Source organism: Rhodococcus sp. ACS1 (genome assembly GCF_002300155.1).
Lineage (GTDB): Bacteria > Actinomycetota > Actinomycetes > Mycobacteriales > Mycobacteriaceae > Rhodococcus_F > Rhodococcus_F koreensis.
The window spans coordinates 359,806-382,415 of record NZ_NSDZ01000008.1; the positions used below are offsets into that span (position 1 = coordinate 359,806).

The window sequence follows — 22,610 nt, forward strand, 5'->3', positions numbered from 1 at the left end:
CACGGAGTGCGTAGGAATCTCACGACTGTTCGGGTGTGAAGTGAATGGGCATCGACTTCACGCCATGGATGAAGTTGCCCTCGAGCATGACGGGGTCACCCGCCCGGAAATCGGGAATTCGTGTGAGCAGTTCGCGGAACAGCGCCCGCAGCTGACTCTTGGCGACCTGATTGCCGAGGCAGAAGTGGTTTCCGCCGCCGCCGAAGCCGACGTGCGGGTTCGGCGACCGTGACAGGTCGAAGGTGTCGGGGTCGGTGAAGACCGCGGTGTCCCAGTTCCCGGAGGGATAGAACATGACCACCTTCTCGCCGGCCTTGATGGGCTGACCGGCCAGTTCGGTGTCTTCGATGGCGGTGCGCCGGAAGGTCATCACCGGGGACGCCCAGCGCACGAATTCTTCGATCGCGCTGTTGATCCGGCCGTCGTAGTCCTCCAGGAGCCAGGCCCGCTGGTCGGGAAAATCGGTCAATGCCTTCACTGCGTGTGTGGCGGTCTGCCGCGTCGTGTCGGTGCCGGCGACGCACAACAGGGTGAAGAAGGACGATATTTCGATGTCGTTGAGTCGTTCACCGTCCACCTCGGCATTGACCAGCGCGCTGATCAGATCGTCCCGGGGCTCGGCTCGTCGCTGCGCTGCGAGCGTGCGGGCAAGCTTGGTGAGATACCAGCCGACCTCGGCCAGCGCGGGCCCTCTTTCGCGGCCGCCCCGTACTTCGGGATCGTTCCATCCGGTGATGACCTCGGCGGCGTGTGCCACCTTCTCCTGCTCGTCGCGGTCGATGCCGATCATGTCGCAGACGGTCCGCATCGGGAGCTTGGCGGCGACTTCACTGACGAACTCGGCGTCGCCCCTCGCGGCGATGGCATCGACGAGTTCGGCGGCGTTGCGTTTGATCTGGTCCTCGATTCGTTTGACCTGCCGCGGAGTGAAGGCGGCACTGATCAGCTTGCGAATCTTGGTGTGGTCGGGCGGGTCCATCGCGAGGATCGACTGCGAGCCGCGCAGCACGTCCGGCGGAAGGTTCTCGAACTGCACCCCCAGTCCCGAGATGAAGACCTCACTGCGGCGACTGACGTCGACGATATCGGCGTGCCGCACCACCGCCCAGTATCCCGGGTCGTCCGGCTCCGGCAACCACGAGTCCTCCACCGGTGGTTGCCAACTGACGGGGCTGTGGTCGCGGAGTTGGGCGAACGAGGCTTCCCGTTCGGTGGCGGACTTCGCCCAGAACGCCTTGGAGGACAAGTCGATCTCGTGGTACGGGCGGATTACGGCGTCGGTAGGTGCAGCGGTCATCAGGTTCTCCAAGATCAAGCGGGCAGGTAGACGGACTTGAGTTGCTGGTAGGGATGCAGGCCCTCGGGACCGAGTTCCCGCCCGAGACCGCTCGACTTGACGCCACCGAACGGGGCCCCATGGTCGAGGGTGAACCCGTTGATGCCGACGGCACCGGCCTGGACGCGCCGGGCCACGGCCAGCCCCCGGTCGGGATCGGCGGTCCACACGGTGCCGCCGAGACCATAGACGGAATCGTTGGCGATCCGGACGGCTTCGTCTTCGTCGCGGTAGCGGATGATGCTCAGCACCGGGCCGAAGATCTCCTCCTGCGCAATGGTCGCCTTGTTGTCGACGTCGGCGAAGATCGTCGGTTCGACGAACCAGCCGCGGTCGAGATCCGCGGGCCGTCGGCCGCCGGTGGTGATGCGTGCTCCCTCGCTCTTTCCCTGGGCGATGTGCGCCTCGATGTTGTGGCGTTGGTGTGCGCTGGCGACCGGGCCGATCTGGGTCTTGGGGTCGAGGGCGTCACCGACACGCAGCGCCGCGGCCATCGCGGTGAACGCGTCGACGACCTCGTCGTAGCGGTTGTCCGGGGCGAGGATGCGGGTGCTGATGAAGCAGGTTTGGCCGTTGTTGAGCAGGGTCGAGGAGAACATCGATCTCATGCTCCGATGGAGGTCGACGTCGTCGAGGATGATTCCCGCGGACTTGCCGCCGAGTTCGAGGGTCACCGGTTTGAGCAGGCGCCCACACTGTTCGGCGATTGTGCGTCCGGCGTCGGTGGAGCCGGTGAAGGCCACCTTGTCGACTCCGGGGTGGTGGATCAGATGCGTTCCTACTGTGCGGCCGCCGCCGGTGACGATGTTGATCACACCGGCTGGGAGGTCGGCCTCTTCGACCGCGTCGGCGAGCAGAAACGCATCGAGGACGGTCTCGGACGAGGGTTTGATGACGACCGTGCATCCTGCGGCAAGGGCGGGGGCGAGCTTGAAGAAGGTCAACGACTGCGGGAAGTTCCACGGGACGATGGCGGCGACGACACCGAGTGGTTCCTTGCGGACCGCGGTCGTGCCGTATACCAGCGAGGGCCGGTGCTCTTCGACGGCAGTGTCGCGGATCAGTCCGGCGTAGTACCGCAGCAGCGTCGCGGGCATAACTGCCTCGGTCTGCTTGCTGATGCTCGAGGGCATGCCGTTCTGGCTGCTGACCCGAATGGCAATGGCCCCGCTGTACTTGTCGATGGCGGTCGCCAAGCGCAGCAGTGCGTCCGCGCGTTGGTCGGGGGACCAGTTCGACCAGCCGGTCGGGTCGTCGAATGCGCGGCGGGCCGCGGCGACAGCAGCGTCGGCGTCGGCCTCGTTGCCCTTCGGGACGGATCCGATCACCTCTTCGGTGCTGGCCGAGACGACCTGGAGGGTGTCCGTCGATGCCGGACGTACCCATTCGCCCCCGATGAAGAGCCTGTCATAGAAACACCACATGTCCGTACCATAGCGCATGTTATGGAGATGGGGAAGGGCTGAACGAGCGTCTTCGGCGAGGAGCCACAACCTCGATACGATAGACTGTGTTATTGAGGGGTAGGCGACCAGCGATCGGGGCGGACCATGTCACGGATAGTCACCCGAGAGCAGTACTTCGAGTCGGCTCTCGAGGCGCTCGCCGAGCTGGGCTTCACGGGTCTGAACATCGGGATGATGTGCAAGAAACTCGGCGTGACCAGCGGCTCGTTCTACCACCACTTCGGTAGCTGGCAGGGCTTCGTCGATGCACTGCTGTCCTACTGGGAGAACCGTCAGGTGGTAATCCTGCGTGACGTCGAATTCGGCGCCGGCCCACCAGAAGAGGACATCGAATCCCTACGCCGACTCACCCTCGGACTGCACCACGAAGCCGAAGCCGCGATCAGGGCGTGGGCCGCCAATGACGAATCGGTACGCGAGGTGCGAAACCGGGTGGACGAGGCGCGGCGCAAGACGGTCTACAAGGCCGTGCTCCGGGTCGTCGGAGATCGCGCGACCGCCAAGGTGGTGACCTCACTCGGCATGTCCATGCTGGTGGGCTACCAGCAGGTGGCCGCCGATGGCGGGTACGCGCCCCTCGACAAGCTCCTCGACGAGTTCGTGCGGCTCATATATTCGCACGCTGAACTGCCACAGAGGGCCTGACGGGCTTCCACTCCTGGGCAGGGGTGCCCACCACGTGGTGCCGCGGGCGGCCGAGGCCCCGCATGCTGCCGACTCGGTGTGAAAGCTGTGCGCGGATTCGAGCACAGCTCCGCGACAAACAAGCGGCAGGCAGGTTCTGCGTCCGGATCAATCCTCCTCTACGTCAAAGAATGTGGATCATTTTCTGGTGCCGGGCCGGACCGCCGCGGTCCGGGCGGGTGACCGTATCGGCAGGTGAAAGGCCTCTGGACTTCGACCATGAATGCGGTTATGGTGACGACAACATAGAGCATGTTATGTCCGTCGTTATGCCCAGAAAGGTGAACATGATGCCGAGCAGTGACGGCCCGCGGCCACTCGACGGCTACCGGGTGTTGGACTTCACTCAGAACGTTGCCGGACCGCTGGCCGGACAGGTGATGGCAGACCTCGGTGCCGAGGTGATCAAGATCGAAGCACCGGGAGGTGAATCCGCTCGCCGCATCGTTTCCGTCGTTCCCGGCCGCAAACCCTTGGCGACCTACTTTCTGCCGAACAACCGCGGGAAGAAGTCGGTGATGGTCGATCTACGGTCCGACGAAGGCCGTGAGCACGTTCTCCGCCTCGCCGACAGCGCCGACGTGGTGCTCGAGGCGTTTCGCCCCGGTGTGATGGAAAAGATGGGGTTGGGGCCGGAGACGTTGCAGGGGCGCAACCCGTCGCTGGTCTACGCCCGACTGTCGGCCTACGGCGGCAACGGTGTCAACAGCAGCCGGCCCGGTCTCGACCTGATGGTGCAGGCCGAGGCCGGAATGACCACCGGGCTACGGACAGCGGAGGGTGGACCGCAGATCATTCCGTTCCAGCTCGTCGACGGCGCCACCGGGCACGTCTTCGCTCAGGCCGTTCTCGCCGCACTGCTGAATCGGGAACGTCACGGTGTCGCCGATGTCGTCAAGGTCGCGATGTACGACGTCGCGGTGAGTCTGCAGGCGAACCAGCTCACCCTCCATCTGAACAAGGACCCCAACGCCTCGTCGAAGTCCGCGAAGCCCGCCCCCACCCTTGGTCCGGATGGCAAGCCGCGCAAACAGGTCGCGTTCGCGACCCAGCCCTCCGATGCGTTCAAGGCTGCAGACGGCCACCTTGTGATCAGCGCCTACGTCCCCAAGCACTGGGCTCTGCTGTGTGAGGTGATCGGTCGGCCCGACCTGACCGAGGACGAACGCTTCGCCGACCAAAAACTGCGCGCCATCAACTACTACGAACTCAAGGACGAGTTGGAGTCGGCGCTGGCCGAACGAACGGCTGCGCAGTGGGTGGACGCACTGCACGAGAGGGGGCTGATGGCCACGCTCGCCTACAACTGGAAGCAGGTGGTGCACACCCCCCTGTTCGCCGAGAACGAACTCGCCGTCACCGTCGGGGAGGGGGAGAACGCGCAGGTGGTCGTCCGTACGCCCGCGCGGTTCGACAGCTTCACCCCCGCAGCGGTCGGCGTGCCGCCGTCCCCGGGGGAGCACAACGACGAGTTCCTCGGCGCCTCGGCCGTGGCGAACTGAGCCCGCTGTGAAAACTACTGCGGCAGTGCTCCGTTCGGCCGACCGTCCGTACTCGATCGAGGAGTTGACCCTCGATCCGCCCGGACCCGACGACGTCGCGGTGCGGATCGCGGGTGTCGGTCTCTGTCATACCGATCTGCTGCCCCGAGCCCAACCGGGCATGCCGTTGCCGCTGGTGCCGGGCCATGAAGGATCCGGGGTCGTCGAAGCGGTGGGATCCCACGTGCAGGGTCTCGCGGTTGGTGATCACGTCGTGTTGTCGTTCGATTCGTGCCGAACTTGCGCCAACTGCCGGCAGGCCCGTCCGGCATATTGCGACACCTTCTTTCCCCGCAACATGTCCGGTCGCAACGCCGACGGATCCACCAACGCGCGCGACGCAGACGGAGCACCGGTGTCCGCCCGCTGGTTCGGGCAGTCGTCCTTCGCCACCCGGGCTGTGGTCGACGCCCGCAACGCTGTCCAGGTCGACCCGGCGCTGCCGCTGGAACTGCTGGGCCCGCTCGGGTGCGGCTTTCAGACCGGGGCCGGCGCCGTGCTGAACTCCCTCGGCATCGAGGTCGGTGCGAGCATCGTCGTCTTCGGCGCCGGTGCCGTGGGCCTGGCCTCGGTGATGGCGGCGCGGGTGGCCGGAGCGGCGACCATCGTCGCGGTCGATCTCAACCGAGATCGGTTGGAGTTGGCCCGCGACCTGGGGGCCACACATGCCATCGATGGCGGCGCCGATGACGTCACCCGCCAGATTCGCCGCACGGTGCGGGGCGGCGCCGACTACGCACTGGACACGACCGGGGCGCCCCGGGCGATTGCGACCGCCGTCGACACACTCCGGACGTCCGGGGTGTGCGGGCTGATCGGCGCGCCCGCCGGTGATCTGCGAATCAGTGCCACCGCGCTGTGCACCGGACGGACCGTGAAGGGCATCGTCGAAGGCGATGCGATCCCACATCTGTTCATTCCCCGCCTGATCGCGCTCTGGCAGGACGGCAAGTTCCCGTTCGACCGGCTGATCGAGAAGTTCGCCCTCGACGACATCGACGCGGCCGAGCGGGCCGCGCTCGACGGCAAGGTGGTCAAGCCGATTCTGGTGCCGCAGTAGCTGCCGCACCGACGTCGGCAGGTCTCGGGCAGACCTGCCGACCGGTCGTGGATGACGGGACAGGGACGGGTGCCGTCATCCACGCCCCGCTACGAGGAGCGTGATCGGCCTCCGTCGGGCCACCAACCGGATTCTCGCACTCGGCCAGGAGGGTGGGTGCGAGAATCCGGCGAGCATCCAGCATCCAACGAGTTCTCGATCGTGCAGATACGGACTTGTGTCGTTGAAAGTGCAGCGGGACGGAAGTATCGGCATCCAGTCGAAGCGGTTCCGCAGGACAATTCAGCCGAGGAACTGGACTGTCTCCGAAATCGGGGCGCGGTCGATTAGCGTGCCTCCGCTGACAGCGGTGTCCTCGTATCCGATAGCCATCCCACAGAACAACATCAGATCGGCCGGCGGCTGGACGATTTCGTCGACTGTCGTATGGTAAACCGACCACGCCTCCTGGGGGCAGCTTGCTAGTCCCTCCTCCTGCAGGAGCAGCATGATCGTCTGCAGGTACATGCCAACGTCGGACCACTGCGCCGAACCCATGTGGCGGTCGACATAGCTGAAGAGCCCGACCGGGGCACCGAAGAACTGCCAGTTTCGGGCGAACCAGGCGCGCCGAGCGTTCTTGTCCTCTCGCGGAATGCCGAGAGCGGAGTAGAGCTGCTGGCCCGCCGAGACGCGGCGCTCGCGATACGGTGATTTCAGGTCGGCGGGATAGATCGGATACTGCGGTGTGTCGCCGAGGTCACCGGCGGTGAGTCGGGCGGACATCTTCTCGACGATTGCAGCGCGGGATCCGCCGGTGACGATGTACGTGTGCCAGGGCTGAATGTTGCCGCCCGATGGGGTACGCGCGGCGGACTCGAGGACGCGTTCGAGGACCGCTCGGTCGACAGGTTGGTCAGTGAAGTCGCGCACGGAGCGTCGTGATCGCACCGCGTCGTACACATTCATGAAAAGCTCCCCAATCCAGCAGCTGCCGGGCGCTGGCTCATCCTGTCTTACCGACCTATCGCACAGTCCCACAGGAACCTATCGCCAGTCTGGGTGTGTGCTCGGGAAGGCCTTGTGCGGTGTCGCGACTACGACGGACGTCGAGTATCAAGCCGCGTTCCGCCGGAAGCTGTCACTCTCGTGACGCATTCGAGGACGGTGCGGCTGCCGCCGAGTTCTGAGTTCTTCCGCGATGGATGACGTCGGTGCGTCGCTCGGCGACACGTGACTGTTCGAAGTCCCTCATCCACTTCTGTGATGTGTCGTCTTCGACGAGTAGCGCCGGGTCGAGCATGTGTTCTTCCGCGCGGCGATAGGACTCGAGAAGGGTCCGTACTCCGGGCTGGTCGTTCCCGATGATGGATGCAGCGATGTCCAGTGCGGTAGTGAGCAGGTTCTCGTGCTGAACCACCTGTGTCACCAGACCCACCCGCAGAGCCTCGGCGGCACCCACGAAGTCCCCCGACAGGCTCATCCTGCGCGCGAAACCTCGGCCGACGGCCGAGGGGAGTCGCGCAGTGAGACCCCAGCCGGGCAGGACACCCACACGGGCGTGGGTGTCGGCGAACCGGGCACACTCGGAGGCGATGAGGAAATCGCAGGCCAGTGCGAATTCGAGTCCACCGGTAATCGCAGCACCGTTGACGGCGCCGATCACCGGCTTCGACAGTGGAAGCCACGGGTGCCCGACAGGGATGCCTTTTTCCGGCTTTGTGTCGGCGTTGGCGCCGGTATCGCCGAGTTCCTGCAGGTCGAGGCCGGCGCAGAAGGCAGGGTCGGTCCCGGTCAGGATCACGACATCGGTGCCGTTGTCGTGGTCGGCGGCGGTCAGTTCGCTTCGCAGCATGTCGAGCAAAGCGGTGTTCAGCGCATTGCGTGACCCCGGCCGATTCAGGGTGAGGATCCGGACACCGGCCCGTTGCTCGGTGAGCAGGATCGGATCATTCATCGACTTCCACCTCACTCATGTGACCTCCTACGGGAAATGCGTTGGGGCAGATGACCTCGGGACTGTGAGGGTCGCCGCCGCTCGACCTGCCGTAACAGGAGCGGCCCGGCAAGGGTGCAGTGCGCAGTCATACAACTAGTCGGCCAGGGATTGCACCCGGAATACCGGGTACGAGTCACCGACATCGGGATGAACGAACGCGACGTGCAGGGGGAGCCCGGCGCGCAACTCGCCCGGGTTGGCTCCGACGATACGTGCGTTGATCCACGGCCCCTCTTGCAACTCCACCAGCCCGATGGGGAAGGGGACTTGCTCGGCGAAGGCCGGATGCGGCGGATGGTGCACCACGGCCCACGACACCAGAGTCGCCGCTCCCGTCGCAGTGTCCCAGCTCAGATCCGAACTGCCGCAGGCAGTACAGGTTCGAGCCTCGGGGCTGAACGCGTGGTGACAGTGGGTGCAGCGCCGGATCGCAAGTTGATCGGCGGCCGCGGCATCGAAGAACTCGCCGCTGCGGGTGTCACGCAGGACGGCTGGACCGGAAACTTCAGCGAGATCGGTTGTCATGAATGGACCTTTCGATCAGCGGGGACTGAGAATCAGCGTCGAGTGGTGATCGAGGATGCCGCCGTTGCCGCTGACCATGATCACGTCGTGGTTGTCGACCTGACGGCCGCCGCCCTGGCCACGGGCCTGAATGACCGCCTCGGTGAGCGGAGTCATTCCCCACAAGTAGTACGACGAAAGCTGTCCGCCGCCGGTATTGACGGGCAGCTCACCACCGGGCCCGGTGCGCCCGTTCGCGACGAACTTGCCACCCTCACCCTTGGCGCAGAAGCCGTAGTCTTCGAGTGTTACGAGAACGGTGAACGTGTAGCAGTCGTACAGCTCGAGTAGATCGACGTCCTCGACCGTCACCCCCGCCATGCGTAGTGCAGTGGGTCCGGAGATCGCGGCGCCGGTGCGCAGCCCGAAATCCGAACCCCGTTCGGCGACCTGCCCTGGATGGCCCTGTCCCCACCCGAGCACGTGTACCGGTGGTTGCGCCAGGTCTTTCGCTCGCTCCGCGGTGGTGACGATCACTGCCGCACCGCCATTGGAGACAAGGCAGCAGTCCAGCAACCGCAGCGGTTCTGCGATCCAGCGTGAACTCTGATGATCCTCGAGAGTGATCGGGGTGCGCATCTGGGCGAGCGGATTGTGCACCGCCCACGCGCGCTGCGCGACCGCGATCTCGCCGAGCTGTTCGGAGGTGGTGCCGTAGGTCTCCATGTGGCGGCGGGTGGCGAACGCGTACTTGGCGTTGGCGTTCGTGATGCCACTGGCGACGAGATAGCTGGGCAGGCCGACGATCGGCTTGGCGCTGCGGCCGGTGTAGGCGGCGCCGGCGGACACTTTCGGTTTCAACGGCGCATCGGCGAACACGCACGCCACGGCCTCAGCCATACCGCTGGTGACCGCCGCTGCCGCGTAGGACACCATCGCGCCGGCCGAGGCACCGTACGCATTCATCTCCGTCAGGAGTCGGAGGTCGCGGAGACCGAGGACGTTCTGCAGGGTGATCGACACATCGCGTTTGAGTCCGCTGTTGATCAACAGTCCGTCGATGTCGGACAGGTGGAGACCGGCATCAGTGGCGGCCCGGCGAACCGCATCAGCCGCGAAATCTGTTGCGCTGCGACCGAACACCTTTCCCACCTCGGTAATGCCGAGCCCGGCGATCGCGGCCCTCCGAGAATCCGCCATCGGACGCCTCCTGTGATCTCGTATTCCAAATTGGGTTCCAACATACCATATCCTCTGTTATGGTGGATCGCATGAAGATCGAGTTGGATCGAACGAAATGCACGGGATTGGGGATCTGCGAGTCCATCGCCCCCGATGTCTTCGAGGTCAACGACGACGGTGATCTGGTCCTGCTGACCGAGGAGATCACCGACGACCAGTTGGCGGAGGTCGAGCAGGCCGTCGAGGGCTGCCCCACGGCCGCGCTGCGGCTGATCCGATGACCACGCGTCTGGTCGTCGTCGGGGCGTCGCTTGCAGGACTGCGAGCGGCCGAAGCGGCACGGAAGACTGGATTCACCGGATCGATCACCCTGATCGGCGCCGAGGATCACCTTCCCTACGATCGGCCGCCGCTGTCGAAGGCATTCCTCGACACCGACACCGACCGGCAGTCCGAGCTCGCCTACCGCGATCTCGCCGGGCTGCAGGAGCTGGATGTCGAACTGATCCTCGGCGCGCCCGCAACGGGTCTCGACACCGACCAGCGCACCGTCGCCGTCGACGGCACCCGCGTCGGCTACGACGCCCTCGTGCTCGCGACCGGTGCCCGCGCCCGCACGCTCCCCGGCACCGAGGCACTGGCGGGCGTGCATACCCTCCGCACGCTCGACGACGCCAGGGCGGTCCGGTCCGCACTGGACGCAGGTGCGCGCACCGTGGTGATCGGCGCCGGTTTCATCGGATCGGAAGTTGCATCGGGGGCCCGCAAGCGCGGACTCGACGTGACCGTGGTCGAGGCGCTGCCGACGCCGCTGGTCCGAGCAATCGGTGAACAGATGGGTGTGGCGTGTTCGGCACTGCACACGGCGAACGGGACCGACCTGCGATGCGGCGTTGCCGTCGAGGCCATCGAGGGGGAGACCGCCGTCGAACGGGTGCGGCTCTCCGACGGCACGGTACTGCCCGCCGACCTGGTCGTGGTCGGTGTCGGAGCGGCCCCGGCGACCGACTGGCTCGACGGTTCCGGGTTGCAGCTCGACCACGGTATCGTCTGCGACAGCACCTTGTGGACCGGTGCACCCGGCGTTTACGCGGCGGGAGACGTATGCCGTTGGCGCAACCCGCTGTTCGGTCGCACCATGCGTCTCGAACATTGGACGAGCGCCGCCGAACAAGGGGCACTGGCCGCCCGAAACGCTCTCGATCCGGACGCGGCCACCCCGTACTCGACCGTCCCGTATTTCTGGTCGGACTGGTACGACACGCGGATCCAGTTCGTGGGTGTCCCGGATGCCGACGAGATCGAGGTCATCGGTGACGTCGGTAGCGGCAGATTCGTTGCTCTCTATCGCGGTGGTGACCGCCTGGTCGGTGCGCTCGCCCTCAACCGCCAGGCCGACATCATGAAGTACCGCGGCCTGATCATGAAGGCGACGCCGTGGACCGCCGCCCTCGACTTCGCGCACGCGAGAGAAGCCAAGCGGGCGCAACCCGTTCCGTAAACAGCACTGCGGCCGTGGCCTACCTCCGGCGACACCGCCGAGCAGAAGTGCCGACACCCACCTCGTCGTGAAGGTTCGGTAGACGGCGCACAGCGCGCCCGTGCGGCCCGGGCGGCACGGGCTGTGCAGCCCTGGTTGAGTCCCGGAGAACTGATCGGGACGTCCCGTGCTCGTTGCACACGAGCGGGTTTCGGTGTGACCGTCGATCGGTGGGCCGTCCCGGTCCCGCACCCAGTGGTGGGGGACCGGGACGGCCCGGACGCGTTCTACTCCGGTTACGCGCGAATCGCTTCCACGATGCGTGCACGGGTATCCGGGCGCGGCCATCCCGCCAACACGATCGTCGTCAGGCAGGTCGACTTCCATCGTGTGACGATGTCCTCGCAGATCTTGTCTGCAGGCCCGACGAGTGCGACATCCTCCACCATTGCGGTCGGTACCGCCTGCGCGGCAAGGTCCGAACGACCCTCCAGATACAACCGCTGGATCTCGGCACAGGCCTCGCCCCAGCCCATACGGGTGAAGACGTCGTTGTGAAAGTTGGCGCCCTTGGCGCCCATGCCCCCGGCATACAGGGCGACCACCGGCTTCAGTTTCGCCGCAGCCTTCTCGACGTCGTCGTTCTCCACCAACCAGCACGTGTTGGCGATCTCGAAGTCGGCCGCCGTCCGGCGCGCGCCGGCGCGGGCGAACCCCTCCGCAAGGGCAGCCCGGTAGAAGTCGTCGCTCTTGGGGGAGAACCACAGCGGCGTCCAGCCGTCGGCGATCTCCGCCGCCAGCGCCACGTTCTTCGGACCCTCGGCCCCGAGATAGATCGGAATGTCCGCACGAAGCGGGTGCACGATCGACTTCAGCGGCTTCCCGAGCCCACTGCCGCCGTCGAAGGGCAGCTGGTAGTGCCGCCCGGCGAACGTGACGGGCTTCTCCCGGGCCCACACCGCGCGCATGATCTCGACGTATTCGCGAGTCCGCTCGAGCGGCCGCGGATACGGCTGCCCGTACCAGCCCTCGACGACCTGCGGACCCGAGGCCCCGATGCCGACGATCATCCGACCCCCACTGAGGTGGTCGACAGTTTGCGCCGCCATCGCCAACGCTGTCGGCGTCCGCGCCGACATCTGGCAAATCGACGTGCCGAGCTGCAACCGTGTCGTTTGGGAACCCCACCAGGCCAACGGGGTCAGCGCGTCCGACCCGTACGTTTCGGCGGTCCACAGACTGTCCACCCCGAGCGCTTCGGCCTCGGCGACGCGTTCGGCGATGCCCTGCGGCGGTGACCCACTCCAATAGCCCGCAGAAATTCCTACCTTCATGACGATGTTCCTCTCCTACCGATTCGTCGAACGTGCTGTGGCCGTCAGTGATTGCGATACTCGGGCGCCCGCTTCTCGAGGAACGCGGACACCGCCTCACGGTGATCGGTGGTCAGGACGCTCAGGATCTGTGTCCGATTCTCGAGATCGATTGCCGCTCGAATCCCCGGCGTCTCGAGGTTGTCCCACATGACCTGTTTGGTCATCCAGACCCCGAACGGGCTGTTGGCACCAATGGTGGAGGCTAGGTCCAGCGCAGCGGGCAGTAGGTCCTCGGCGGGCAGGACCTGCGAGACGAGTCCGATCCTGTGCGCTTCGTCTGCGGCGATCGTTCGACCGGTCAGCAGAATCTCCGCCGATCGCGAGAACCCGATGGCGCGGGGCAGAATCCAGCTCAGTCCGACGTCGCAGTTACTGAGGCCGCGCTTGATGAAGGACGGGTGCAACGTTGCCGTTTCGGTCATCAACCGGATGTCGCAGAGCAGTGACAGTGCCATCCCGCCCCCCGCTGCGGGACCGTTGATCGCGCAGATCACTGGCTGCCGGGCGCGGCGCAGAGCATCCGCCAGGTTGGCGATGTGCTCGGTTGCGCGCATCCCCTCCTGCGGTCGTCCCTCAGGTCCGGTGGAGGTCGGCACCGTGCCGTAGCCGCGCAGGTCCAGCCCCGCACAGAACGTGGTGCCGGCACCGGTGAGAACGATGGTCCGCACGTCGGCGTCGTCGCGGACTCGGCGTAGGACCGCGTGGAGTGCCTCGATCAGGGAGGCATTCATGGCATTGAGTGCGTCCGGACGGTCGAGCCGGACGAGCAGTACTCCGGGGCGGGCCATCTCCGTGTAGACGAGATCGTTGCTTGCAGCAGTGTCACCGGACTCTGCGGTGACGAGAGGGTTGGAAGGCACAGGACATCCTTGTCTGGGGCCGGAGAAGCAGAGTGGGCCGGCGGTCTCCGGATGTCGTGCCAGCCGGCCATCCCCAGGAACGTAACATACAATGTGTTATTGTCAGTGGATTCTGAGCCCTTTTCTTCGAGTGGGGTGATCCCACGCGGAAGCGGCGAACCAAATGCGAAAGTTGGTGTGGCAGTGAATCCATTGGATGCGTTCCGGCTGGACGGCAAGGTTGTCGTGGTGACGGGAGCAAGTTCGGGGCTGGGGGTCGGCTTCGCACGCGCCCTGTCGGCAGTCGGCGCCACCGTCGTGCTTGCTGCTCGTCGGACAGACAAACTGAGCGATGTCGAAAACCAGTTGCGTGAGGCAGGAGGGGTGACGCTGTCCCACCGGACCGATGTCAGTTCCCCGGATGATTGCAAGGCTTTGGTGAGCCGCACGGTCGACGAGTTCGGCAGGATCGACGTCCTGGTCAACAACGCCGGCATCGCGGACGTGGTCCCCGCCTCCAAGGAGACCGAAGAGGGCTTCCGCAAGGTCATCGATGTCAATCTCAATGGATCGTTCTGGATGGCGCAGGCAGCCGTCGGCGTCATGCCCGAGGGGTCGTCGATTGTGAACGTGGCGAGTGTTCTCGGTGTGGTCGCCCCCCGCCTGCCGCAGGCGGCTTACGCTGCGAGCAAGGCGGGTGTCCTCGGGTTGACACGCGACTTGGCGCAGCAATGGTCGTTGCGTCGCGGCGTTCGCGTCAATGCACTCCTGCCGGGGTTCTTCCGTAGTGAGATGACCGAGAATGCAGTCGGTTTGGAAAAGATGTTGGCCGACCACACCATGCTCGGGCGGTCTGGCACCCAAGCCGAGATCGACTCGGCTCTGCTCTTCCTCGCCAGCCCGGCCTCGAGCTACGTCACCGGTTCGGCCCTCGTTGTCGATGGGGGACTCACTGCCTTGTGACCCATCGGAGTCCGCCGAGTAGTCCGCCGCTCGGGGCCACGATATCTGGCGATGCGCATCGCTACACCCCGCGCTGCGGCCGAGCGCGCGATGCGTTGCCGACGTCGTCAGCATCGCCCCTCCATGCGAGGTTGCTTCGGTGGCCGGTCGCGGAGGTGGCCGCGCAGGGCTTCGGCCCACTCATCGCGGGAACCTCATTCGATCCGTGCATAACAGCGAAGGTGTCGCCATGTCCTCATCCAACGTCCCCGACCACCGCATACTGCACATCAGTGATACGCGCCTGCTGACCGGCGGCTTCGGCGAGAACGTCGACTGCGGTGATGCCGTGGCACGACTGCTCGACGAGGTCGAAGAGGTCGACGATCGTCCAGAAGCGTTGGCGCTTACGGGAACCCTGCCGGTCGGGTATCACCAACATGCGCCATTTCGATCTGCGGTCGAGCGTGCAGCCGAGCGTGCGGATAGCCAAGTGATCTGGGGGATGGGCGATCACGGCGGTGGCGCTACACCCGACGAGTTCGACGACGAGGTCCATGATGTCAACGGGCTACGTCTCATCGCCGTCAACAGCAACGTCTCGGGTCGACTGCATGGTGAGATCGACGAATCGCAGCTGTCCTGGCTGAGTGCCGTTCTGGCCGTGCCTGCACCGCACGGGAGCATTCTCGTCCTGCACCACCCTCCCGTGCCGACCCCTGATCCGCTGATGGAAATGGGCGAACTGACCAACCAAGACGCGCTCGAATCGGCCGTGGCGGACGGCGATCTCCGGACCATCCTGGCCGGCCACCTGCACTACTCGACCCTGTGTACCTTCGCGGGCGCGACAGTCTCGGTCGCGGCTGCATCGTGCTACACCCAAGACCTGGGCATCGACTGGGACAGCACAGGTCAGGCGCACCTCGTGCACACCACCGGAAATCGGATCGTGAACACCGCGGTCCGGCTGGGGAAGCGCCCCCGACCGAGATAGCAGGACTTGCTCGCGGCCGCCCCGACCATCGCCGATCGAGGTGCGCGGGTCGATGCTGCCGGCGTGACCCGGACGTTTCGGGAACCACCGGGCACGCCGAACTCACCACAACACACATTATGGTATGTTGGGATCGTGACTGGATGGTTCGCTGTCTCGTCACGATAAGACGTGCAACGACACCGGGCAAGTCGGTTCGGGGATGAGCGAGGGGGGCAAGGCGGCTGATGCCCACCATTGTGAGCAAGGAACAGTACTTCGAGACGGCATTGGACGTCCTCGCCGAGGTCGGGTTCAAAGGGCTCAACATCCGTCGGATGTGTACGACCCTGGGTGTCACCACCGGATCGTTCTATCACTACTTCGGGAGCTGGCAAGGTTTCGTCGACGCACTGCTCGAGTACTGGGAGCACCGCCAGGAGCGAATTCTGCGGGATCTGTCGTTCGGCAGTGGCGGTCCAGAAGACGACCTCGCTGCGTTGCGCACGTTGACCCTGGGGCTGCCGCACGCGGCGGAGGCCGCGATCAGGGCGTGGGGAATGAACGATGCCACCGTGCGTGAAACGCAACGCCGCGTGGACTCGGCGCGCCGCAAGACGGTCAGATCGGTCATCGCCCAAGTTGTCGACAGCGACGAGGCGGCCGATGTGATCGTCTCAATGGGAATGGCGCTGCTGGTCGGCTTCCAAAACCTCACCGCCGAGGGGCAGCACACCGAACTCGTACCGCTGTACGACGAGTACCTTCGCCTGATTTCCATGCACGGCGCATCGCGATAGTCGGTCAGGCGGACTCTGAAAGTTCTGTGCCGCAACATCGCTCACTGGCAAATGCCGATTTCCGTGGACTACCCTCCATCACCTGGCGCCCGGCTGGATGGGGTCTCGCACGGTCTCGTACGGTGACGTGTTTCCCGCGTATCAAGTGACTTGCCGTTCGTACGCGGGTGTACGTGGAGAGCTGTGACACGAAGATCCATAGCTGTGCGGTGACCCCGCGATCGAAGGCATGTCATGACGTTGTCGGGTCGATACCGCGCCGCAGATGGGGCAATGACCCGTGTCGGCAGCCCGCGTTGGCCAGGATTCGCACCCGTCGACAAGCAGCTGCGTGAGGGCCCTTTCGTCGAGGGTAGCGCTCCGACCCCTCCGTGTCGGGTGCGTATGCACCCGGGGTGGTCTCCGACGATCAGATAAACGATTCCGATTCGCCGGCGGTCCACGCCGCAAGCTGGATTTCGAGACCGGCGACGTAGGCCTTGCACGCCAGGCGGAAGCGATCCTGTGCCGACACGGTACGGGCGGCCTCGACCGCCGATCGCAGTTCCGTCAACGATTCCGGAACGTCGGTGAACAAGTTGTTGTTGCCGTACTGGAGCGCACCGACCGTCAACGCTTCGAGGTGCTCGCGGATGACGATGACGTACTCCAGGGGAAAACCGGCTTTCAGCAGAATGCTGACCGTTTGGTTCTCGTACTCGAGGCCGAACGTTCTCGGCGTCTGTGCGACCAGCAGCGGTACGACCTGCGGGTGAGCGTTGAGGGTGTCGAGAAACCGCGGAGCGTATTCGAGGATGTAGGTCTTCCAGTCGATCTCTGTATCCGATTCGACGACGAAACTGTCGAGGACCAAGCGCAGGACGTCGGCGAGGATGTCGGCCTTGTATCTGTAGTGATAGTAGACAGACGAATTGTGAACGCCGAGTTCGGCGGCGAGACGCGTGAGGCTCAGCTGTTTCAGCCCGTCTCGGTCAATCAACATCAGTGCCGTCTCGATCACCCGTGTACGTGAGATCAGCGGTTTCTTAGGCCGTGCCACGGTTTCACCTCGTTTCAGTAGGGCTCCACGCCCTGTGTACATCGTTCCAGTAATGGCGCGCGCGGAGCGAATCGGCTTCGGCTGGCGGGGGCCGAGCACAGCCGTCGACCGCGACTATTCGTGCAGGTCAAGGCAGTGGTTTTCGGCTGTGACCTCTGAGGTCTTCCTTTATCAGCAGCCTGCTGATAAATTGGTCACAGTAGCCACTGGCGCGGCCCTTGCGCTCGTGCCCCATTGGCCCAACGCGGCGCGTGCGAACGTGACACGCGAATGACCTGTTTGTGCGCTAAATCCGCACGCTTCCAATCGAATTCGCGAAAGAACCGGTACTTTATTGCTCCATACCATTGACTCTGTTATGTTCACGGATGAGATCTACGACACATTGAATTCAGGAGAATGGCATGGCGGTAGCGAAGCCAGACGAATCCCCTCTCGGCACCCCCGCACCGGCGTTGTACCGCAGCACTGACGAACTTGCCCATCCTCGGGTTCACGGTCCCGCCGCTGGCTCGACCGGACACGCAGCACAGGTGGTTGATCAATGAACGACAAGCTTCAAATTCTGCAGCTCGTGCGCCTGCGCGGACGCACGACTGCCGCGGACGTGGCGGCCAGCACCGGTCTGTCGACCGACTCTGTGGACAGCGTGGTGCGCGAGCTCTGCGATGCGGGATTGGTCCAGGACCTGCGCGGACGACTCAAGCTCACCGGTGACGGACGAGTGGAACTGACCGAACTGATCGCCGCCGAGCGTGAGGACGTCGATCAGGCGCAGATGTCCGCCGCCTATCACGACTTCAGTTCCGTCAACGCGACTTTCAAGCAGTTGGTGACCGACTGGCAGCTTGTGGGCGAGGACCAACCCAACGACCACACCGACGCGGCGTACGACGCCGCGGTGATCAGCCGACTCGAAGGCGTCCACACCGATTTCCGGCCACTGCTCGAACGACTCACCGAGCTTGCCCCGCGCCTGAAGATGTATCCCGCACGCTTCGATGCGGCGCTGACGAAGATCCGCGACGGTGACAACTCCTGGCTGGCACGACCGCTGATCGACAGCTACCACACCGCATGGTTCGAGCTGCACGAAGATCTGATCGGACTGGCCGGGCTCACCCGCGCCGAGGAAGCCGCCGCTGGGAGGGCACAATGAGCGCCCACGTTCTGATGTTGGACGGCACCACCGGACTGGACCGGGACCTGCTCGGCGGCAAGGCATGGAGCATCGAGCGCATGCGGTCGCTGGGAATCCCGGTGCCACCCGCCTTCGTCCTCGGCACCGATGTGTGCCGGCAGTACTACCGCGATGAGCGTCAGCTGACCGCCGACGTGTGGGAGGAGTTGCCGGCAGCGATGGCCGCCCTCGCCTCGGTCACCGGCCGACGCTTCGGCGACGAAACCCACCCGTTGCTGGTCTCGGTGCGGTCCGGGGCAGCGATCAGCATGCCCGGGATGATGGACACGATCCTCAACCTCGGAATCAACGACCAGGTCGAGAAGGCGCTCGCCGAGGAGACCGGAGACAGCCGATACGCCGCCGACACCCGCCGCCGCTTCGTCGAGCAGTTCGAGAAGGTGGTGGGTACGTACCCACCTGATGACCCGTGGGAGCAGCTGCGGATGGCGATCGTCGCCGTCCTCGAATCCTGGCATTCCCGTCGTGCCATCGCGTACCGACGTGACCGCGGCATTTCCGACGACGGCGGCACCGCCGTCACCGTCCAGGCAATGGTCTTCGGCAACCTCGACGACCGCTCCGGAACCGGGGTGCTGTTCACCCGCGACCCGTTGAGCGGGGCGGCCACCCCCTACGGCGAGTGGCTCCTGCACGGACAGGGCGAGGACGTCGTCTCGGGACGGTCGAACGCCCGAGCCCTCGACGAACTCGCCGACGAAATGCCCACGGCCTACGCCGAACTCATGGCCGCAGCCCGCCAGCTCGAACAGGCCGGCCGAGACGTCCAGGACATCGAATTCACCATCGAGAGCGGAAGGTTGTGGCTCCTGCAAACCCGGTCCGCCAAACGGTCGGCCGAGGCCACCGTGCGTCACGCGGTGCAACTCCAACGTGAAGGACTGATCACCGTCGACGAAGCCCTCGACCGGGTGAACGCCGACCTGGTCGAGTCGGTGATGACACCACACATCGACCCCACGGTGCTCCGCACGGCCGAGGAAGTCGCCCGCGGCAAGCAGGCGTGCCAGGGTGTCGCGGTCGGAGTCGTGATCACCGACGTCGACGAGGCCGAGGAACGTGCGAGCAACGGCGAGCAGGTCATCCTTGTCCGACCCACCACCGATCCGGACGACGTCGCGGCCATGTCCCTGGTCAGCGGAGTCGTCACCGAACTCGGCGGCGCCACCTCACACGCCGCCGTCGTGTGCCGCGAACTGAATGTGCCGTGCGTCGTCGGCTGCGGCGATGGAGCAGTCGAGCTGGCCGGTCAGACCGTCACCGTCGACGCCACCCACGGCATCGTCTACCGCGGCGCCCTCCCACTCGTCGAACCCGCCGTCCAGGACGACTCCGACCTCGAACAACTGCTGGGCTGGGCGCAAGCGACCACCGGCACGACCGAGCACACCCTCCCCGAGTTGCTCCGACTCCGAGCACGAGCGGTAGCTACCGGATAAACGCGCCACCTTTTGAAAGGAATGGCATTGGCCGACATGACTATCACCGACGAAACCGGACTCGATCCGGCGGACGATTTCGTGCACGAACCTCCCGCCGGAGTGGACCGCTGGGCGGAAAACATCCAGTGGAACGTCCGAGACAAAGACGGTCTCGGCGTGATGTGGCACATGGGCACGATGCTCGACGACCCACGCCTGTGGCACATCGTCATCGCCGTCACCCAGCCCGACGGCACCGTGCACTCCACGAAAATCGTGGCGCCGGGCGCCGGGCAATTCGGTTCGCCGAACGCGCACCTGGCGACCATCACCCCGTACCGCGAGTGGCGGTTCACCTTCTTCGGCGGCATGGTCGACGTGTCCCAGGATCAGGGCGCAACCGGCCTCACCCCCGACGACCACCACCATTCGGTTCAGATCGACCTCGACCTGGAAGCCGCTTACCCGGTGTGGATCCCCGAGGGATCCACCCAGTTCGGGGACTGGGGACGGTTCCACCACGAGCAGGCCGTCCGCGTGCGCGGTACGGTCACCGTCGCCGGCGAGACGCATGTTCTCGATGGAATCGGGCACCGAGACCACTCGATCGGCCCCCGGGACATGAGCCATCTGCGCCGTGCCTTCTGGGGCAACGGCATCTTCGAATCCGGGTGGGGCTTCGCCACCATGCTGGGCGAGTACGAATCCGGTGCCTTCCAGCGCGCAGCTCTGTTCGACTCGGCCGGAACCCACGACGCCACGATGGTTCGGTGGACCGACCTGACGGCGTTCAACTGCGAACCCACCGCGATCACCGTCGAACTCGACGTCCAAGGCAGGCAGGTCGTCATCGACGGCCGGATCCGTCACGGCATGAACTTCACCGTCGCCGACGGCGCCGAATTCTGCATGGGCACCGACCTCACCCGACCCGATCGTTACTTCCTGACCAACTTCTTCGTCGACTGGACCTGCAACGGCGAACAAGGCATTGGCTATCTCGACCGCGGTGCTCTCATCTCACTTCTCACTCAGGGGCAATCATGACCACGACCGAACAGTCCGCGACCGCGGAATCGACCCACACCGACCCCGTCCGAGGGAACAGCACCCCGAACCGGTACTGGACGACCGCCAACATCGGTGAGGCCGCGCCGGCCGTCATGACACCGCTGTGCTGGAGTCTGTGGGGACCAGGTAACGAACTGGCAGTGCGCGGGACATGGCACCGATTCGGAATGCTCGGCCCCGATGAGGTCTACGTCGACCCCGACCAGAACAACCGCCTGACCGGCATCTTCTACGGCCGCCAGGCAATGAACATCGAACCGATCCGCCGCTACGTCGACCGGTTCCCCGGAATCACCGCCGACGAGTTCGAACTCGGCCTCGCCGGCGCTCTGCATCCGAATGCAGACCCCTTCACCTCACTCACCGACGCCCAACAGGCACTCGTCGCCGAGGTCGTCGAACGAGTCCGTGACACGCACAGTCAGCGCCTGGCCGACATGGTGCGCGATCAGAACGAGTGGTGGCGCCGGGAAGTGCTCCACCGCGAGGACGCTGGAGACCCGCGCGCCCGGCTCACCGAAGCATTCGATCGGTTCGTCTGGTCCATCGGTATCCACAACGAGACACGGTTGCTGATCGTCGCGGCGATGAGCAGCATCTACCGGCTCGCCGCCGCCACCGACATGCTCGACATCGTCCCCGCACTGACTGCCGCGTTCGGCGACGTCGCCGAACTTTCCATGGGCGCCGACCTGTGGGCGTTGGCGAATGGCGAATTGGACATGGCGACCTTCGTCGAGCGGCACGGCTACCACGGGGAGAACGAGGGCAACCCCGCCGGACGCTCCTGGCGCGAAAACCCAGACCTGCTGTCCTCGACGATCGCGGCACTGCGCTCACGCAACGCCACCGAGCACCCGGAGCGCCGCGCGGAGGGAGCTGTGAAGAAGCAGCGGGCCGCCGTCGCCGAGTTCGAAGCGAAACTCACCGACGAGCAGCGAATCGAACTTGCCGCCGCGCTCGCCGACACCGCAACCGCAGTCCGAGAAACGGAGCTCGGGAAGGCCTCATTCCTGACCGCGATCGACGGATTCCGCGCCGCAGCCCGCGATCTGGGAGACCAGATGGTGCGCGAGGGCCGCCTCGCTGACCGCGACGACGTCTTCTTCCTGGACATGGACGAAATCGCCCAGGATACAGGCGAATCCGTCACAGATCTGGTGGCCTTCCGTAGTGCGCGAGCCGCAGAATACCGCGGCTACCGGCTGCCGACGACCTTCGTCGGCATGCCCGAACCGCTCACCGTCAACTCCGCCCGCGCCCAGGTCGGTGACGTCATCTCGGGCGTCGGCGCCAGCGCCGCGACCCACGAAGGCGCCGTGCGGATCATCCGCCGCGCGGAGGACGAGGACGCCCTCGAACCCGGCGACGTGCTGGTGTGCGAGTCCACCGACCCCAGCTGGACCCCGCTGTTCATGCTCGCAGCCGCGGTGGTCATCGACATCGGCAGCGTCGGCAGCCACGGAGCCATCATCGCCCGCGAACTCGGACTGCCCGCAGTCATCAACACCGGGGACGGATCGGGTCGACTCCGCGACGGAGACCGGGTCCTCGTCGACGGCGCCAAGGGCACCGTCACCGTCCTCGCGATCAACGAAGCCGGATAGCCACCTCGCCGACAACCGACCCGCCACCGGGTGCGCCGCACCCAGAAGCGAGACGGAACCCCACGCGTTCACGACCCAGCCCGTCCACGGACGCACCGATATCACTA

General features: G+C 65.3%; 21 protein-coding genes. 12 read left to right on the forward strand and 9 right to left on the reverse strand.

What is annotated here, in order from left to right; all coding sequences use genetic code 11:
• Positions 1-19: 19 nt before the first annotated feature.
• Both CJ179_RS35995 and CJ179_RS36000 read right to left on the reverse strand, forming a co-directional pair.
• On the reverse strand, positions 20-1,297 hold the full coding sequence (locus CJ179_RS35995) for a cytochrome P450 (RefSeq protein WP_095864821.1): 1,278 nt from the start codon (positions 1,295-1,297) through the stop codon (positions 20-22).
• Positions 1,298-1,311: 14 nt separating this feature from the next.
• Positions 1,312-2,760 carry an aldehyde dehydrogenase gene (locus tag CJ179_RS36000; protein WP_095864822.1) on the reverse strand — a complete coding sequence of 483 codons (1,449 nt, stop codon included), beginning with the start codon at positions 2,758-2,760 and terminating at the stop codon, positions 1,312-1,314.
• Positions 2,761-2,886: 126 nt separating this feature from the next.
• Between CJ179_RS36000 and CJ179_RS36005 the strand changes: the two genes are divergently transcribed.
• The 3 genes from CJ179_RS36005 to CJ179_RS36015 all read left to right on the forward strand — a co-directional run bounded on the left by CJ179_RS36005 (position 2,887) and on the right by CJ179_RS36015 (position 6,087).
• Positions 2,887-3,447 (forward strand): TetR/AcrR family transcriptional regulator, encoded by a 561-nt coding sequence (locus CJ179_RS36005; protein ID WP_095864578.1) that lies wholly within the window; start codon positions 2,887-2,889, stop codon positions 3,445-3,447.
• A gap of 329 nt (positions 3,448-3,776) precedes the next feature.
• Positions 3,777-4,988 carry a CaiB/BaiF CoA-transferase family protein gene (locus CJ179_RS36010; protein WP_095864823.1) on the forward strand — a complete coding sequence of 404 codons (1,212 nt, stop codon included), beginning with the start codon at positions 3,777-3,779 and terminating at the stop codon, positions 4,986-4,988.
• A 7-nt stretch (positions 4,989-4,995) separates the two neighbouring features.
• Positions 4,996-6,087: an NAD(P)-dependent alcohol dehydrogenase gene (locus CJ179_RS36015; RefSeq protein ID WP_095864579.1), complete on the forward strand. Its 1,092-nt coding sequence runs from the start codon at positions 4,996-4,998 to the stop codon at positions 6,085-6,087.
• Between the two features lie 282 nt (positions 6,088-6,369).
• Here the strand turns inward: CJ179_RS36015 and CJ179_RS36020 are convergent, their stop codons facing one another.
• From CJ179_RS36020 to CJ179_RS36035, 4 genes are all read right to left on the reverse strand, one after another.
• Positions 6,370-7,035 carry a nitroreductase gene (locus tag CJ179_RS36020; protein ID WP_095864580.1) on the reverse strand — a complete coding sequence of 222 codons (666 nt, stop codon included), beginning with the start codon at positions 7,033-7,035 and terminating at the stop codon, positions 6,370-6,372.
• A gap of 172 nt (positions 7,036-7,207) precedes the next feature.
• Complete coding sequence (locus CJ179_RS36025; RefSeq protein WP_095864581.1) at positions 7,208-8,023, reverse strand: enoyl-CoA hydratase; 816 nt, start codon at positions 8,021-8,023, stop codon at positions 7,208-7,210.
• A 135-nt stretch (positions 8,024-8,158) separates the two neighbouring features.
• Entirely contained in the window at positions 8,159-8,590 is a 432-nt protein-coding gene (locus tag CJ179_RS36030; RefSeq protein WP_095864582.1) for a Zn-ribbon domain-containing OB-fold protein, read from the reverse strand.
• 15 nt (positions 8,591-8,605) lie between these two features.
• Positions 8,606-9,769 carry a thiolase family protein gene (locus CJ179_RS36035; RefSeq protein ID WP_095864583.1) on the reverse strand — a complete coding sequence of 388 codons (1,164 nt, stop codon included), beginning with the start codon at positions 9,767-9,769 and terminating at the stop codon, positions 8,606-8,608.
• A 71-nt stretch (positions 9,770-9,840) separates the two neighbouring features.
• Here CJ179_RS36035 and CJ179_RS36040 point away from each other — a divergent pair, with 71 nt between their 5' ends.
• Positions 9,841-10,032, forward strand: a complete 192-nt coding sequence (locus CJ179_RS36040; RefSeq protein ID WP_061042541.1) for a ferredoxin — start codon at positions 9,841-9,843, stop codon at positions 10,030-10,032.
• Entirely contained in the window at positions 10,029-11,252 is a 1,224-nt protein-coding gene (locus CJ179_RS36045) for an NAD(P)/FAD-dependent oxidoreductase (RefSeq protein ID WP_095864584.1), read from the forward strand. Before CJ179_RS36040 ends, CJ179_RS36045 begins: the two co-directional genes overlap by 4 nt.
• 275 nt (positions 11,253-11,527) lie before the next feature.
• On the opposite strand, the gene CJ179_RS36050 is transcribed toward CJ179_RS36045, so the two are convergent.
• Together CJ179_RS36050 and CJ179_RS36055 are read right to left on the reverse strand one after the other, a co-directional pair.
• Positions 11,528-12,565, reverse strand: coding sequence for an LLM class F420-dependent oxidoreductase (locus CJ179_RS36050; protein WP_095864585.1), 1,038 nt, complete (start codon positions 12,563-12,565; stop codon positions 11,528-11,530).
• A 44-nt stretch (positions 12,566-12,609) separates the two neighbouring features.
• Positions 12,610-13,395, reverse strand: a complete 786-nt coding sequence (locus CJ179_RS36055) for an enoyl-CoA hydratase/isomerase family protein (protein WP_095864824.1) — start codon at positions 13,393-13,395, stop codon at positions 12,610-12,612.
• 255 nt (positions 13,396-13,650) lie between these two features.
• Between CJ179_RS36055 and CJ179_RS36060 the strand changes: the two genes are divergently transcribed.
• The 3 genes from CJ179_RS36060 (at position 13,651) to CJ179_RS36075 (ending at position 16,164) form a co-directional block, all read left to right on the forward strand.
• The gene (locus CJ179_RS36060) at positions 13,651-14,409 is read left to right on the forward strand and encodes an SDR family oxidoreductase (RefSeq protein ID WP_218834893.1); all 759 of its coding nucleotides are present in this window, start codon (positions 13,651-13,653) and stop codon (positions 14,407-14,409) included.
• Positions 14,410-14,638: 229 nt separating this feature from the next.
• Complete coding sequence (locus CJ179_RS36070) at positions 14,639-15,385, forward strand: metallophosphoesterase (RefSeq protein ID WP_143548964.1); 747 nt, start codon at positions 14,639-14,641, stop codon at positions 15,383-15,385.
• A gap of 227 nt (positions 15,386-15,612) precedes the next feature.
• Positions 15,613-16,164, forward strand: coding sequence for a TetR/AcrR family transcriptional regulator (locus CJ179_RS36075; protein ID WP_095864589.1), 552 nt, complete (start codon positions 15,613-15,615; stop codon positions 16,162-16,164).
• Between the two features lie 409 nt (positions 16,165-16,573).
• On the opposite strand, the gene CJ179_RS36080 is transcribed toward CJ179_RS36075, so the two are convergent.
• Positions 16,574-17,302 (reverse strand): TetR/AcrR family transcriptional regulator, encoded by a 729-nt coding sequence (locus CJ179_RS36080; protein WP_143548965.1) that lies wholly within the window; start codon positions 17,300-17,302, stop codon positions 16,574-16,576.
• 445 nt (positions 17,303-17,747) lie between these two features.
• Between CJ179_RS36080 and CJ179_RS36085 the strand changes: the two genes are divergently transcribed.
• The 4 genes from CJ179_RS36085 to CJ179_RS36100 are packed head-to-tail and all read left to right on the forward strand — an operon-like array spanning position 17,748 to position 22,503.
• Positions 17,748-18,362 (forward strand): winged helix-turn-helix domain-containing protein, encoded by a 615-nt coding sequence (locus tag CJ179_RS36085; protein ID WP_095864591.1) that lies wholly within the window; start codon positions 17,748-17,750, stop codon positions 18,360-18,362.
• A complete protein-coding gene (locus tag CJ179_RS36090) occupies positions 18,359-19,843 on the forward strand; it encodes a pyruvate, phosphate dikinase (RefSeq protein ID WP_095864592.1) in 1,485 nt (494 codons plus the stop codon). The genes CJ179_RS36085 and CJ179_RS36090 overlap by 4 nt, the downstream gene beginning before the upstream one ends.
• A gap of 36 nt (positions 19,844-19,879) precedes the next feature.
• Positions 19,880-20,872: a hypothetical protein gene (locus CJ179_RS36095; protein ID WP_143548966.1), complete on the forward strand. Its 993-nt coding sequence runs from the start codon at positions 19,880-19,882 to the stop codon at positions 20,870-20,872.
• A complete protein-coding gene (locus CJ179_RS36100; protein WP_095864594.1) occupies positions 20,869-22,503 on the forward strand; it encodes a PEP-utilizing enzyme in 1,635 nt (544 codons plus the stop codon). The genes CJ179_RS36095 and CJ179_RS36100 overlap by 4 nt, the downstream gene beginning before the upstream one ends.
• Positions 22,504-22,610: the final 107 nt, after the last annotated feature.

Excerpts from the sequence above, each read along its gene's own strand:
- CJ179_RS35995 (WP_095864821.1), bottom strand. The coding sequence starts at position 1,297 with ATGACCGCTGCACCTACCGACGCCGTAATCCGCCCGTACCACGAGATC.
- CJ179_RS36000 (WP_095864822.1), bottom strand. The coding sequence starts at position 2,760 with ATGTGGTGTTTCTATGACAGGCTCTTCATCGGGGGCGAATGGGTACGT.
- CJ179_RS36005 (WP_095864578.1), top strand. The coding sequence starts at position 2,887 with ATGTCACGGATAGTCACCCGAGAGCAGTACTTCGAGTCGGCTCTCGAG.
- CJ179_RS36010 (WP_095864823.1), top strand. The coding sequence starts at position 3,777 with ATGCCGAGCAGTGACGGCCCGCGGCCACTCGACGGCTACCGGGTGTTG.
- CJ179_RS36020 (WP_095864580.1), bottom strand. The coding sequence starts at position 7,035 with ATGAATGTGTACGACGCGGTGCGATCACGACGCTCCGTGCGCGACTTC.
- CJ179_RS36025 (WP_095864581.1), bottom strand. The coding sequence starts at position 8,023 with ATGAATGATCCGATCCTGCTCACCGAGCAACGGGCCGGTGTCCGGATC.
- CJ179_RS36030 (WP_095864582.1), bottom strand. The coding sequence starts at position 8,590 with ATGACAACCGATCTCGCTGAAGTTTCCGGTCCAGCCGTCCTGCGTGAC.
- CJ179_RS36035 (WP_095864583.1), bottom strand. The coding sequence starts at position 9,769 with ATGGCGGATTCTCGGAGGGCCGCGATCGCCGGGCTCGGCATTACCGAG.
- CJ179_RS36040 (WP_061042541.1), top strand. The coding sequence starts at position 9,841 with ATGAAGATCGAGTTGGATCGAACGAAATGCACGGGATTGGGGATCTGC.
- CJ179_RS36045 (WP_095864584.1), top strand. The coding sequence starts at position 10,029 with ATGACCACGCGTCTGGTCGTCGTCGGGGCGTCGCTTGCAGGACTGCGA.
- CJ179_RS36050 (WP_095864585.1), bottom strand. The coding sequence starts at position 12,565 with ATGAAGGTAGGAATTTCTGCGGGCTATTGGAGTGGGTCACCGCCGCAG.
- CJ179_RS36055 (WP_095864824.1), bottom strand. The coding sequence starts at position 13,395 with ATGGCCCGCCCCGGAGTACTGCTCGTCCGGCTCGACCGTCCGGACGCA.
- CJ179_RS36070 (WP_143548964.1), top strand. The coding sequence starts at position 14,639 with ATGTCCTCATCCAACGTCCCCGACCACCGCATACTGCACATCAGTGAT.
- CJ179_RS36075 (WP_095864589.1), top strand. The coding sequence starts at position 15,613 with ATGCCCACCATTGTGAGCAAGGAACAGTACTTCGAGACGGCATTGGAC.
- CJ179_RS36085 (WP_095864591.1), top strand. The coding sequence starts at position 17,748 with ATGAACGACAAGCTTCAAATTCTGCAGCTCGTGCGCCTGCGCGGACGC.
- CJ179_RS36090 (WP_095864592.1), top strand. The coding sequence starts at position 18,359 with ATGAGCGCCCACGTTCTGATGTTGGACGGCACCACCGGACTGGACCGG.
- CJ179_RS36095 (WP_143548966.1), top strand. The coding sequence starts at position 19,880 with ATGACTATCACCGACGAAACCGGACTCGATCCGGCGGACGATTTCGTG.
- CJ179_RS36100 (WP_095864594.1), top strand. The coding sequence starts at position 20,869 with ATGACCACGACCGAACAGTCCGCGACCGCGGAATCGACCCACACCGAC.